Origin of the sequence: Citrobacter sp. TBCS-14 (genome assembly GCF_005280805.1) — a bacterium.
Lineage (GTDB): Bacteria > Pseudomonadota > Gammaproteobacteria > Enterobacterales > Enterobacteriaceae > Citrobacter > Citrobacter gillenii.
Genome location: NZ_SZWM01000185.1, coordinates 602,119 through 615,214 on the forward strand (window position 1 = coordinate 602,119; position 13,096 = coordinate 615,214).

At 53.1% G+C, this 13,096-nt stretch carries 9 protein-coding genes and 1 other annotated feature; of the genes, 4 read left to right on the forward strand and 5 right to left on the reverse strand.

All coding sequences use genetic code 11. The annotated features are described in order from the left end of the window. Window positions 1-60 precede the first annotated feature (60 nt). From dnaX to FDX22_RS11530, 3 genes are all read right to left on the reverse strand, one after another. A complete protein-coding gene (gene dnaX / locus FDX22_RS11520) occupies window positions 61-1,986 on the reverse strand; it encodes a DNA polymerase III subunit gamma/tau (RefSeq protein ID WP_117342133.1) in 1,926 nt (641 codons plus the stop codon). Beyond that, window positions 664-728 (reverse strand) — a sequence feature (DnaX frameshifting element). It overlaps the preceding gene by 65 nt. A 209-nt stretch (window positions 1,987-2,195) precedes the next feature. After that, entirely contained in the window at window positions 2,196-2,747 is a 552-nt protein-coding gene (gene apt / locus FDX22_RS11525) for an adenine phosphoribosyltransferase (RefSeq protein WP_146717224.1), read from the reverse strand. Window positions 2,748-2,941: 194 nt separating this feature from the next. Next, window positions 2,942-3,319 carry a DUF454 family protein gene (locus FDX22_RS11530; protein ID WP_096759456.1) on the reverse strand — a complete coding sequence of 126 codons (378 nt, stop codon included), beginning with the start codon at window positions 3,317-3,319 and terminating at the stop codon, window positions 2,942-2,944. Between the two features lie 69 nt (window positions 3,320-3,388). On the opposite strand from FDX22_RS11530, the gene priC reads away from it, so the two are divergent. Together priC and rsmS are read left to right on the forward strand one after the other, a co-directional pair. Beyond that, window positions 3,389-3,916 (forward strand): primosomal replication protein N'', encoded by a 528-nt coding sequence (gene priC / locus FDX22_RS11535; protein WP_096758033.1) that lies wholly within the window; start codon window positions 3,389-3,391, stop codon window positions 3,914-3,916. A gap of 14 nt (window positions 3,917-3,930) precedes the next feature. Further along, complete coding sequence (rsmS, locus tag FDX22_RS11540; protein ID WP_137362740.1) at window positions 3,931-4,092, forward strand: pleiotropic regulatory protein RsmS; 162 nt, start codon at window positions 3,931-3,933, stop codon at window positions 4,090-4,092. A gap of 46 nt (window positions 4,093-4,138) precedes the next feature. Here the strand turns inward: rsmS and mscK are convergent, their stop codons facing one another. Together mscK and acrR are read right to left on the reverse strand one after the other, a co-directional pair. Next, window positions 4,139-7,504, reverse strand: coding sequence for a mechanosensitive channel MscK (mscK, locus tag FDX22_RS11545; RefSeq protein ID WP_115259200.1), 3,366 nt, complete (start codon window positions 7,502-7,504; stop codon window positions 4,139-4,141). A 126-nt stretch (window positions 7,505-7,630) separates the two neighbouring features. Beyond that, complete coding sequence (gene acrR / locus FDX22_RS11550) at window positions 7,631-8,275, reverse strand: multidrug efflux transporter transcriptional repressor AcrR (RefSeq protein WP_096758037.1); 645 nt, start codon at window positions 8,273-8,275, stop codon at window positions 7,631-7,633. A 141-nt stretch (window positions 8,276-8,416) separates the two neighbouring features. Here acrR and acrA point away from each other — a divergent pair, with 141 nt between their 5' ends. Continuing rightward, complete coding sequence (gene acrA / locus FDX22_RS11555) at window positions 8,417-9,610, forward strand: multidrug efflux RND transporter periplasmic adaptor subunit AcrA (RefSeq protein ID WP_096758038.1); 1,194 nt, start codon at window positions 8,417-8,419, stop codon at window positions 9,608-9,610. Between the two features lie 22 nt (window positions 9,611-9,632). After that, a complete protein-coding gene (gene acrB / locus FDX22_RS11560) occupies window positions 9,633-12,782 on the forward strand; it encodes an efflux RND transporter permease AcrB (RefSeq protein WP_096758039.1) in 3,150 nt (1,049 codons plus the stop codon). Window positions 12,783-13,096: the final 314 nt, after the last annotated feature.

Sequence of the window (13,096 nt, forward strand, 5' to 3'; positions counted from 1 at the left end):
GCTTCTCTCTCAATCACGTTAAGGGATGACAACCATAAAACCATGGAAAATGGCTTACGATCAAATGGGGCGAATACTCTCTTCGTCCAGCTCCGCATCGAAGAAACGACGCAGCGTCTGAATGTTATTATCCGCAATAATTGACTCACGCGCCTGCGCAAGTTTTTCTTCATAAATGGCCTGACGCCACTCCAGCGGCGTGCGCACCGCAGGATTATCATCTTCAACGATGGTCAATTCAACCGCTGAGCCCGTTAAGCTGCTCAATGCTTCAGCAAGTCGTTGCTGCGCACCGCTGGAATTGAGGTGCCGCTGCGTGGAACGCAGGTGCAGGCGAACCTCGTTGCCATTCTCTTCTTTCCAGGCATTGAGCGCCACCTGCTCCACCAGCTTAGGCAATGAAAGCTGACTGACCTGCGCGGCCCACGGGTCGCGTTCAATGGCTTCCGCCGCCAGTTTTGCCGCCAGTTCCGGTGTTTTTTCATGTTCCAGCGCTTTTTTCAGCGCCTTTGGCGTGGCAACAACTTCTTTGACTTCTGCAACCGGATTGGTCGTCTTCCAGCGATAGGCTTCTTTTTTCGCCGGTGCCTTCTCCAGCGTAGAGGCCGCCGGGCGCGCCTGAACGCGTTCCGTCACCGACGCCAGTCTTTCCAGCGCAGCATTATTCACCGGCCGCGCGCGGGATGCGGCTGCCGGTTCACTCTTTTTTGCTTTGGTCGCTCCCTGAGCACGCTGCAGCTGACTACGCGCAGCCAGCACCTGGCTGGTTGCCTCAGACAACGGCACGTCCTGATGCGCAGGCGCAGGTTGTTGCTCCGGGGCCTGTGTCGGTGCCATGATCGCGGTAGGAGCCGCGGGTGCAAACGACTGGCGAGGGACTTCGGGTTCCGGTAGCGGGACGCGCGGGTGAAAAGCCAGCGCCCGCAGCAGCGTCATTTCTACGCCCATACGCCTGTCCGGCGCATACGGCAGCTCTTTACGTCCAATTAACAGAGTCTGGTAATACAGCTGAATATCGGTCGGCGGCACGGTCCGCGCCAGTTCGCGCATACGTTGTTCAATGGCGGCCATATCGCTACCGAGCGCGGAAGGCGTGAGCTGAACCATCGCAATCCGGTGCAGCAACGCCAGCATCTCAACCAGCAGCGCTTCCCATTCAATACCACGCGCGGCAGCGTCATTAACCAGCGTCATGGCGCGTTCGCCATTCCCGGAAACCACCGCCTCAACCAGAGACAGCGCTTGATCGTCGTCAAGCGTACCGAGCATGGTACTCACCGCCTGAGTAGAGACCTGGCCGTCGCCGCTGGCAATCGCCTGATCGGTCAGGCTTAGCGCATCGCGCAGGCTCCCGTCCGCCGCGCGCGACAGCAGCTGCAGTGCACGCGGTTCGTGGGCGATGTGTTCCTCATTGAGGATATGCTCAAGCTGATGGCGGATCTGCTCAACGTCCAGCGCTTTAAGATGAAATTGCAGGCAGCGCGACAGGATAGTGACCGGCAGCTTCTGCGGATCGGTAGTCGCCAGCAGGAACTTAACGTGCGCTGGCGGCTCTTCGAGCGTTTTCAGTAAGGCGTTAAAACTGTGGCGCGACAGCATGTGCACTTCGTCGATCAGATAGACTTTGAAGCGTCCACGTGCGGGCGCGTACTGGACGTTATCCAGCAGGTCACGGGTATCTTCGACCTTGGTGCGCGACGCGGCGTCAATTTCAATCAGATCGACAAAACGTCCCTGCTCGATTTCACGGCAGTTGTCACACACCCCGCAAGGCGTGGCGGTAATGCCGGTTTCACAGTTGAGCCCCTTCGCCAGCAGACGGGCGATAGAGGTTTTACCGACGCCACGGGTGCCGGAAAAAAGATAAGCATGATGAATACGCCCTAACGACAAGCCGTTAGCCAGTGCCGTCAGCACATGTTCCTGGCCGACGACGTCAGCAAAGGTTTGTGGGCGCCATTTTCGGGCTAAGACCTGATAACTCATTGGCAGGCTCTGAAAGGCTGGAGGGTGGATTCACAGGGGAGTAATGCTAACACAACCTCGCAGCGACGGCGAGGTTGACACGTTATATTCGGGCGTTATCGTTGCAGTCAGTTTGGTTTCGGGCAGCGCACAGAAACCGGAGCGTACACGTAGTACGTGAGGATTTTGAGCACTGACCGGGGCCAAAATGGCAAAAAAGATAGTCCGACTTAGTGGCCCGGGAAAGGGACCAGGCTGTAGCAGGTCAGCCCTTGTTTTTCCAGGCGCTGTTCGCCACCCAGATCGAACAAATTGATGATGAACGCCGCATCGGTCACTTCACCACCCAGACGGCGGATCAGCTTCACGGTCGCTTCGATGGTTCCGCCGGTCGCCAGCAGATCGTCTACAACCAGAACTTTGTCGCCCGGTTTGATAGCATCAACATGGATTTCCAGCTGATCTGTGCCGTATTCCAGCTCATAGCTTTCAGCAATCACTTCGCGTGGCAGTTTATGGGGTTTACGCACCGGAACAAACCCAACGCCCAACCCCAGGGCGACTGGTGCGCCAAACAGGAAGCCGCGCGCTTCGGTGCCGACAACTTTCGTGATACCCATATTTTTGTAACGCTCAACCAGCAGTTCAATGCTGAGTGCGTAAGCTTTCGGGTCTTCCAGCAAGCTGGTGACATCGCGGAAAAGAATGCCCGGTTTTGGGTAGTCGTTGATGCTTTTGATGCTATCTTTGAGAAACTCAAGCTGCTGTGCAGTTGCGGTCATAAGTTTGTGCCTGATTGATACGGTATTACTTCACGGCGCACTATATACTTCATCCTCGACGCGTCTTGAATGACTTTGTGTATATATAAAGAGCAAAGGTTACATCTGTTTAACCTTTGACCGCCTGCGCCCGTGCTCGAAAACGGTCAAATTTACTGGCTGCGGGAGACAATTGCAACAGCGATTATTATGCTTCAGTGCTTTTGTTGCTCTTCATCAATCACCGGGATCCGCCACATAAAAATCAACAAGCACGCGAGAATAACCAACAGCAGTCCGCGTACCCACATCATCTCAACCAGCCACAGCGAAACGCCAAACGTCAGCAAAATAAACACAATGGCGCGCGGCTTTGCCCCTGACGGCATCGCACGGTGTTTCTGCCAGTGGCGCAGATAACCGCCGAACCATGAACGGTACAGTAGCCAATCGTGAAAACGCGGCGATGAGCGGGCAAAGCACCAGGCGGCCAGCAGCATAAACGGTGTTGTGGGCAACAGGGGCAAAACCACACCCAGCGTGCCTAACACTACCGCTATCCAGCCAATGATGATTAGAATAATGCGTCGCATAATATCAATACTTAACACAGAGAATCGCTACTTTAGCATAACGGTTCTCATTTTCATCGGAGTGTTATCGTGAAAACCGCCCTGCTGCTTCAGACGCTCGAAAGCCAGCTCAACAGCCTGCGGCAGCGTTGCGCCCCTCTTGCGCATCACGCAACGCTTAGCGCCCGCTTCGATCGCCAGCTTTTTCGCACCCGCAGCACACGGTTACAGGCCTGCCTGGATGAAGCCGATGCTAACCTGAGCGCGTTACGCCATGCCGTTGAACACCAGCAGCGTCCCCAGGTAGCCTGGCTGGCTGAACATTTAGCGTCTCAACTGGAAGCCATTTCCCGTGAGACCGCCACCTGGTCGCTCAGAGAATGGGACAGCGCGTCGCCAGGGCTTGCCCGCTGGCAGCGCAAACGCGTTCAACATCAGGAATATGAGCGCCGACTGGTCGAGATGACACGCGAACGTAAGGCTCAACTGGCTCGGGCAACTAATTTTGAGGAGCAGCAGCGCCTGCTACGAGAAGTGGAAGCCTTCGAGGCGCGTCTGGCACGCTGTCGCCATGCGCTGGAAAGAATAGAAAACGTGCTCGCACGTATCACCCGTTAATCGTCGGAGAATGTATGTCACTTGAAAGCGCCCCGGACGAAGTCAAACTGGCCGTCGATTTGATTGTCTTACTTGAAGAGAATCAGGTTGCGCCTGAAACCGTGCTGAAAGCACTAGAGATCGTTAAGCGGGATTATGAAACGAAACAGCTCACATCATCCAAAAAAGAACGGTAGCAGGATTGCCTGATGGCGCTGCGCCATCAGGCAATCACATTTCCTATTAGCCTACTGAAGGCGTCGGATCATCACCGTTGATGATGTCGCGCTTAACTTCAGTCACAGTATCCCCTTTGGCGTTGTGCAAGTGCACTTCGAGTTGGTTAAAGGCGATATCAATGTTGTTTTCACGGCACAAGCGGTCAACCGCGCGGTTAAGTTCATCAACCGTGTGGCTGCGGTCGCGCAGTTCACGGACATACAGACGCAGTTCGTGATCCAGCGTGCTGGCACCGAAGGCGGTGAAGAACACGGCTGGCTCAGGATCGTGCATCACTTTCGGGTGTTCCATTGCCGCCTGCAGCAGCACTTTCTTCACTTTATCGAGATCTGAACCGTAAGCGACCCCAATGCGGATCACCAGACGCGTGGTGGTATCTGAAAGCGACCAGTTGATCAGTCGCTCGGTCACAAACGCTTTGTTCGGGATGATCACTTCTTTGCGATCAAAGTCGGTAATGGTGGTCGCACGAATACGAATCTTACTGACTGTCCCGGAATAAGTGCCAATCGTGACGGTATCGCCGATACGCACCGGGCGTTCGAACAGAATGATCAGACCCGAGACAAAGTTACCGAAGATTTCCTGTAAGCCAAAACCGAGACCGACCGACAGAGCCGCGGCCAGCCACTGCAATTTATCCCACGATACGCCGAGCGACCCGAAGACCGTCATCGCACCGATAGCAATGATCGCGTAGTTGAGGATTGTGGTGATCGCATACGATGCGCCCTGGCGCATTTTCAGGCGCGACAGCACCAACACTTCCAGCAGACCCGGTAAGTTGCGGATCAGCGCCCAAGCCACCATTGAGGCAATAATCGCAAACAGCAGGCTGCCCATAGTGACATCTTTCACCACCGCGGCACCGGCTTCTGTGCCGTTGTAATGCCAGAGCGTGATACTGTCGAGATAGCTGAACACGGTGATCAGATCGGACCATATAGCCCAGAACAGCACGCCAAACAGGGCCACCATCAGCAGCATGGTAATACGCAGCGTTTGCTGGTTGACCTGCTCCAGCGCAATGGTAGGTTCTTCCTGCGGCTCAGCGCCTTCGGCCCCTTCTTTCACCAGGTTCTCACGACGGGCAAGTGCACGACGCCAGGCAATTCGGCGCGCCGCAACGCTCAATCCGCGCAGCACCGTCTGGTACAGCAGGTTCCAGATGATCACCAGATACACAGTCTCAATCCAGCGACCGGATAAACGCAGCGTGGTATAGAAATAACCGGTCGCCGTCAGCACCATTAGCGCGATCGGAATAATCGACAATACGGTTATCGTCACCAGGCGCAGACCGTGCGATTCCTTATCACGCCAGCTCTCACGACACATTGGCCATACCAGGAAGGCAATAAGTAGCAAGTTAAAGAAAATAACAATCTGCCCAAGCACATCATCCATCAGATTGAGAGGCGAAAGCTCAGCGACCACCGACCAGAAATTCAGCGGCAGCAGTGCCAGGCTAATACGCACGATCTGGCGACGCCAGTGGCTGGTCTGTTTCGCGGGCATGCCGAAGTGGCGGATCGCCACGCCGTCTTTTTCCAGCACCTTCCAGCACAGGCCAAACACCAGCCAGAAGACGGCCATTTTCTTGCTAAATGCCCATAGCAGATCGCTGACGTTCAGTTGCATAGTCAGCAGAATCAAGCCCACGGCAAGGATAATCAGGCATGCGGGCAAGGCGCGAATCAGATCGATCAGTATCGCTTTAGGTGTGTTGAGCTGGCTGTCATTGCGCAAGTTACCCACCGCGGCGGCGAGTTTCGCCTGGTACGCTTTCAGCCACTTCAGGCGCCAGCGGATAAGCCCGGCTACCAACAGCAGCGGCAAACCGGCCAGGAATGCGATAAACACCGCCGGCCAGGCTTTTTCCCAGTTCACGGTGATTTTCATCGATTTAAACTGGTCTTTGAGCGTTTGCGGGAAGGATTTCACCCAATCCCAGTCCATTGGGCGGTTGCTGTTAACCCAGAAAATTTGCTGAGTGAGGATGCTCTTGAGGTTCTTCGACACGCTCATTAACTGCTGCTGGTTGATCTGCAGGTTAATCGCCATCATCAGCTGATTTCCCAACTGCTTATTCAGCTGGTCCAGCAGTTCACGGCGCATATCCACAACCTGCAGCAGCGCATCATGAACTTCGCCGTTCACTTCATTGCTGTGCCCTTCTTCCAGTTTGGCAACGAAGGCATCATTCTGGAACAGCGCATCACGCTGCTGGTTAACTTCAAATTGCTCCAGACGCAGATCGGCAATGCGGTTAGTCATATCAGCAAGCTCGTCTGCCGACGGCAGCGTTTGCTGCTGCTGATACAGAATGCGCGACAGCAGCAGACTGCCCTTCAGCACAGCGATTTGTTCTTTAATATTGCGTTCCGATTGCAGCGCACGATCAAGCCAGTTTTTGACTTTAATGTTTTGCTGCATCAGTGAGTTGCCGTTTTCCGTGGCGGAAATCAGGCGCTGGCTAAGCTGATGGTTAATATCCAGTTCCTGTTTTACCAACGGATTGGTCTGGATACGATCCGCTTCATCTGGCGTCACTGCTTCCTGCGCGGTTTTTTCGGTTAACGTCAGACGTTTGCTGTTCACCGCTTCCTGCAGCAACTGGAGCTGATGTTCGAGCCTGTTGGTGTTGGACGTCACGTAATCCCGTTGTTTTTGCAGGGTATCCTGCAAAACCGTGTTGCCCTCCAGGCTTTTACGCTGCTGGTCGATTTGCGCATTCAGCAATGCCTGCTGCGCCTGAAGCAGCACCTGCTGGCTGGGGCGTAATGCCGCCTCGCCAACGCTGGTTCCATCCAGGCGATTGCGGATTTGCTGCATTTGCTGCGAGGCGGTGTACATCGCGTTTTGCACGCGCTCAGGCTGCGTCTGCAACGAGACCAGTTGGCTGTTATAAGCGGCCAGATCGTTTTGCGCGCTTTGCAGGTCATCCAGCACCTGGGCGACGCGCGACTCGAGTTGTCGCAGAGAGAGCGCGCTCAGTGTTTTTCGCGTTTCATCGTCATTATCGACATCGCTGAGCGAATTTAACGCCGCCGTCGCCTCGCGCATTTTTTCCGGCGCCTGGGCCACTTTCTGGCGTAGTTGAACGGTCTCGTCCTTCACGCGCTCAATTTTATCGAGCGTGGCGAGGGTATCGATAAGATCCTGCTGAACCAATTTATCCTGCGCAGAAAGGTCTTTTTGTTTATTCAGCGTGTCTAGCTGGCTCTGAATATCCGCTTTCGTCGGCAGTTCGCCATTCTGTTGCGCTCGCGCAAATGCTGATGACTGGCAAGACAGCAATAGAATGAAGAAAATAATGGTAATAGCAATGAGATGCTGTGAACGTTTATAAAGCTGCAACATAGTCATGAGGATGAATGTTTCTAACCAGAAAAGTGACCGAAAATAGTCAAGCAGCTAGAATATCACGGCTGTGATGGACAAAATAGCAGGGGTGAAAATGTCCAGGAAAATTCCTGGAGTGAAACCCTCTGGTCAGCAGGTCTCAGGCACGCGAAGCGTAGGGCACAGCAGACACATTTCCAGCAGCACAGCGACATATTCACGCGCGTCTTTTTTCAGATCAAAAGACTCTGGTGCAAATAACCAGTTTTCTAAAATGCCGGAAAGATAGCTGCGCAGTAACACCGCCACACGACGCGTGTTCAGATTCTCCGGCAACATTTTTGCGTTCATACAGTTGCGAAGGGTTTGCTCGATGCGATCATAGTTTTCAAGACACAGGCTACGTTGTGCCAACTGAACAGAGGCTATTTCCCCGACAAACTCGCATTTGTGGAATATAATCTCCATCAGCAAACGCCGGCGTTCTTCTGTCACGGTAGCTTCAAGAACGTAAACTAAAATTTCTCTTAATACTGATAGTGGATCGTCAGGGAATTTTGCCTGATACTCAGACTCTAGTTCATCAATATTGGGTTTTGCCAGCTCCCAGATTTCACTGAATAAATCCGACTTGTTTTTGAAATGCCAATAGATTGCACCACGCGTGACGCCAGCGGCTTTTGCGATCTCTGCAAGCGAGGTGGAAGAGACCCCTTGTTGCGAGAACAAACGCAGAGCAACATCGAGAATGTGTTGACGCGTTTCCTGCGCTTGTTGTTTGGTTTTTCGTGCCATATGTTAGTGAATTTACAGGCGTTAGATTTACATACATTTGTGAATGTATGTACCATAGCACGACGATAATATAAACGCAGCAATGGGTTTATAGGCTTTAAGCCATTGATCAATTTGAAATCGGACACTCGAGGTTTACATATGAACAAAAACAGAGGGTTAACGCCTCTGGCAGTCGTTCTGATGCTCTCAGGCAGCTTAGCGCTAACAGGATGTGACGACAAACAGGCCCAACAAGGGGGCCAGCAGATGCCAGAGGTTGGAGTTGTGACGCTCAAAGCTGAACCTCTACAGATAACAACTGAACTCCCGGGTCGCACCAGTGCTTTCCGCATTGCAGAAGTTCGCCCTCAGGTTAGCGGCATCATCCTGAAGCGTAATTTCACAGAAGGCGGTGACATTGAAGCGGGTGTGTCTCTCTATCAGATTGATCCTGCTACTTACCAGGCCGCATATGAAAGTGCAAAAGGCGATCTGGCTAAAGCGCAGGCGGCAGCTAATATCGCTCAGTTGACGGTGAATCGTTATCAGAAACTGTTGGGTACCAAGTACATCAGTCAACAGGAATACGATACCGCCAAGGCCGATGCGCAACAGGCAAATGCTGCCGTTATTGCCGCGAAAGCCGCAGTAGAAACGGCGCGTATTAACCTGGCGTATACCAAAGTCACGTCGCCAATTAGCGGCCGTATTGGTAAGTCTGCCGTTACGGAAGGTGCCCTGGTGCAAAACGGTCAGGCGACCGCGCTGGCAACCGTACAGCAGTTGGATCCGATCTATGTCGACGTCACACAATCAAGCAACGATTTCCTGCGACTGAAACAAGAGCTGGCGAACGGCAAGCTGAAGCAAGAGAACGGTAAAGCGAAAGTGGAACTGGTGACCAGCGACGGCATTAAATTCCCGCAGTCCGGTACGCTGGAGTTTTCTGACGTGACAGTTGATCAGACCACCGGTTCTATCACGCTGCGCGCCATCTTCCCTAACCCGGATCACACCTTACTGCCGGGTATGTTCGTCCGTGCTCGTCTGGAAGAAGGGATCAACCCAACGGCAATACTGGTTCCGCAGCAAGGCGTAACCCGTACACCGCGCGGTGAAGCCAGCGCGTTAGTTATCGGTGCTGATGACAAAGTGGAAACCCGCCAGATTGTGGCAGCACAAGCAATTGGCGATAAATGGTTGGTCACAGAAGGACTTAAGCCAGGCGACCGCGTGATTGTCACGGGGCTGCAAAAAGTACGTCCAGGCGCGCAGGTAAAAGCGCAGGAAGTCACCGCGGATAACAACCAGCAAGCCGCAAGCGGTAGCCAGCCTGAACAGTCCAAGTCTTAACTTAAACAGGAGCCGTTAAGACATGCCTAATTTCTTTATCGATCGCCCCATATTTGCGTGGGTGATCGCCATTATCATCATGTTGGCAGGGGGGCTCGCGATCCTCAAATTGCCGGTAGCGCAATATCCAACTATTGCACCGCCTGCAGTGACGATCTCCGCGACCTACCCTGGCGCTGATGCGAAAACAGTACAGGATACTGTTACGCAGGTTATCGAACAGAATATGAACGGTATCGATAACCTGATGTACATGTCCTCCAACAGTGACTCCACGGGTACCGTGCAGATCACCCTTACCTTCCAGTCAGGTACGGATGCGGATATCGCACAGGTGCAGGTACAGAACAAACTGCAGCTGGCGATGCCGTTACTGCCTCAGGAAGTTCAACAACAAGGGGTTAGCGTAGAGAAGTCTTCAAGTAGCTTCCTGATGGTTGTCGGTGTTATCAACACCAACGGCACCATGACCCAGGAAGATATTTCAGACTACGTGGGCGCTAACATGAAGGACGCCATCAGCCGTACTTCAGGTGTGGGTGACGTTCAGCTGTTCGGTTCCCAGTACGCAATGCGTATCTGGATGGATCCGAACAAACTGAACAACTTCCAGCTGACGCCGGTTGATGTGATCAACGCCATTAAAGCGCAGAACGCCCAGGTTGCAGCCGGTCAGTTAGGTGGTACGCCACCGGTGAAAGGCCAGCAGCTTAACGCGTCAATCATCGCGCAAACCCGTCTGACCTCTGCCGATGAATTCAGCAAAATTCTGCTGAAAGTGAATCAGGACGGTTCTCAGGTTCGTCTGCGTGACGTGGCGAAAGTGGAGTTGGGTGGCGAAAACTACGACATCATTGCGAAGTTTAACGGCAAACCGGCTTCCGGTCTGGGTATCAAACTGGCGACAGGTGCTAACGCCCTGGATACCGCTAGCGCCATCCGCGCTGAACTGGCGAAGATGGAGCCGTTCTTCCCATCAGGCCTGAAAATTGTTTACCCGTATGACACCACGCCGTTCGTGAAAATCTCAATTCACGAAGTGGTGAAAACGCTGGTGGAAGCAATCATCCTCGTGTTCCTGGTTATGTATCTGTTCCTGCAGAACTTCCGCGCGACGTTGATTCCGACCATTGCCGTACCGGTGGTCTTGCTGGGTACCTTTGCAGTGCTGGCCATTTTCGGCTTCTCGATAAACACCCTGACGATGTTCGGGATGGTGCTCGCCATCGGCCTGTTGGTGGATGACGCCATCGTGGTGGTCGAGAACGTTGAGCGCGTTATGGCGGAGGAAGGACTGCCGCCGAAAGAAGCGACGCGTAAATCAATGGGCCAGATTCAGGGCGCACTGGTGGGCATCGCGATGGTGCTGTCAGCGGTATTTATCCCGATGGCATTCTTTGGCGGATCTACCGGGGCAATCTACCGTCAGTTCTCCATCACCATTGTTTCTGCAATGGCGTTGTCAGTACTGGTGGCGTTGATTCTGACGCCGGCTCTTTGTGCCACCATGCTCAAACCGATCGCTAAGGGCGATCACGGAGAAGGCAAAAAAGGCTTCTTCGGCTGGTTTAACCGCATGTTCGATAAGAGCACCAACCACTATACCGACAGCGTTGGCGGCATTCTGCGCAGTACGGGTCGTTATTTGGCGCTGTATCTGATCATTGTCGTCGGCATGGCTTATCTGTTCGTTCGCCTGCCAAGCTCCTTCTTGCCGGATGAAGACCAGGGGGTATTCCTGTCCATGGCTCAGCTACCTGCAGGTGCTACGCAAGAGCGTACCCAGAAGGTGCTGGACGAAATGACGGATTACTATCTGACCAAAGAAAAAAATAACGTTGAATCGGTATTTGCCGTTAACGGCTTCGGTTTTGCGGGACGCGGTCAGAACACCGGTATTGCCTTCGTGTCGTTAAAAGACTGGAGCGAACGTCCGGGTGATGAGAACAAGGTCGAGGCAATCACCGCTCGCGCGATGGGGGCGTTCTCGAAGATTAAAGATGCGATGGTCTTCGCCTTTAACCTGCCCGCGATTGTCGAACTGGGTACCGCAACTGGTTTTGACTTCCAGTTGATTGACCAGGGGGGTTTGGGCCATGACAAACTAACACAGGCGCGTAACCAGCTGTTTGGTGAAGTGGCCAAGCATCCGGATCTGTTGGTCGGTGTTCGTCCTAATGGCCTGGAAGATACGCCGCAGTTCAAGATCGATATCGATCAGGAAAAAGCGCAGGCGCTGGGCGTTTCCATTAGTGATATTAATACAACGCTGGGTGCAGCATGGGGCGGAAGCTACGTGAACGACTTCATCGACCGTGGTCGCGTGAAGAAAGTTTACGTCATGTCTGAAGCGGAATACCGTATGTTGCCGGAAGATATTGGAAACTGGTACGTTCGCGGTAGCGATGGACAAATGGTACCGTTCTCCGCCTTCTCTACCTCACGTTGGGAATATGGTTCACCGCGACTGGAACGCTATAACGGTCTGCCTTCCATGGAAATTTTAGGCCAGGCTGCACCGGGTAAAAGTACCGGTGAAGCCATGGCAATGATGGAGCAACTGGCAAGCAAACTGCCGTCCGGTATCGGCTATGACTGGACCGGGATGTCCTATCAGGAACGACTGTCTGGCAACCAGGCTCCGGCCTTGTATGCCATTTCACTGATCGTCGTCTTCCTGTGTCTGGCAGCACTGTACGAGAGCTGGTCAATTCCGTTCTCCGTTATGCTGGTGGTTCCGCTGGGGGTTATCGGTGCGTTGCTGGCCGCGACGTTCCGCGGATTAACTAACGACGTTTACTTCCAGGTAGGCCTGCTCACAACCATTGGGTTGTCGGCGAAGAACGCGATATTGATCGTCGAATTCGCCAAAGACTTGATGGATAAAGAGGGTAAAGGGTTGATCGAGGCGACGCTGGATGCAGTTCGTATGCGTTTACGTCCGATCCTGATGACCTCGCTGGCCTTTATTCTTGGCGTTATGCCGTTGGTTATCAGCTCCGGCGCAGGGAGTGGCGCGCAGAACGCCGTTGGTACTGGCGTAATGGGCGGGATGGTTACAGCAACCGTACTGGCTATCTTCTTCGTTCCAGTGTTCTTTGTGGTGGTTCGCCGCCGCTTTAGCCGCAAGAATGAAGATGTTGAACACAGCCACCCGGTTGATCACCATTGATTCATCGCTAATGAAAAGGCCGCGCAAGCGGCCTTTTTTCTGGAAAAATCATAAAAATCACTTATTGTGATTACGTTTATTTTCTGCCGAGTGAATAAGCGATATAATCCCTGTAGGCTTAAAGGCTATTCTTAAGAATTCTTGAGGTTTCTTATTTTACCTGAATAATTATTAAGATTAATCCTAGCAGCTAATCTGCATTGTTAGAGGTTGCCTTTGATTGCTAAAGCTAACTCCGTTAACCTGATGATTGCCCGAACAATAAAGAAGTTGTTCCATTTCGAATACCTTCATTTTTAAGGTAAAATGTAAAA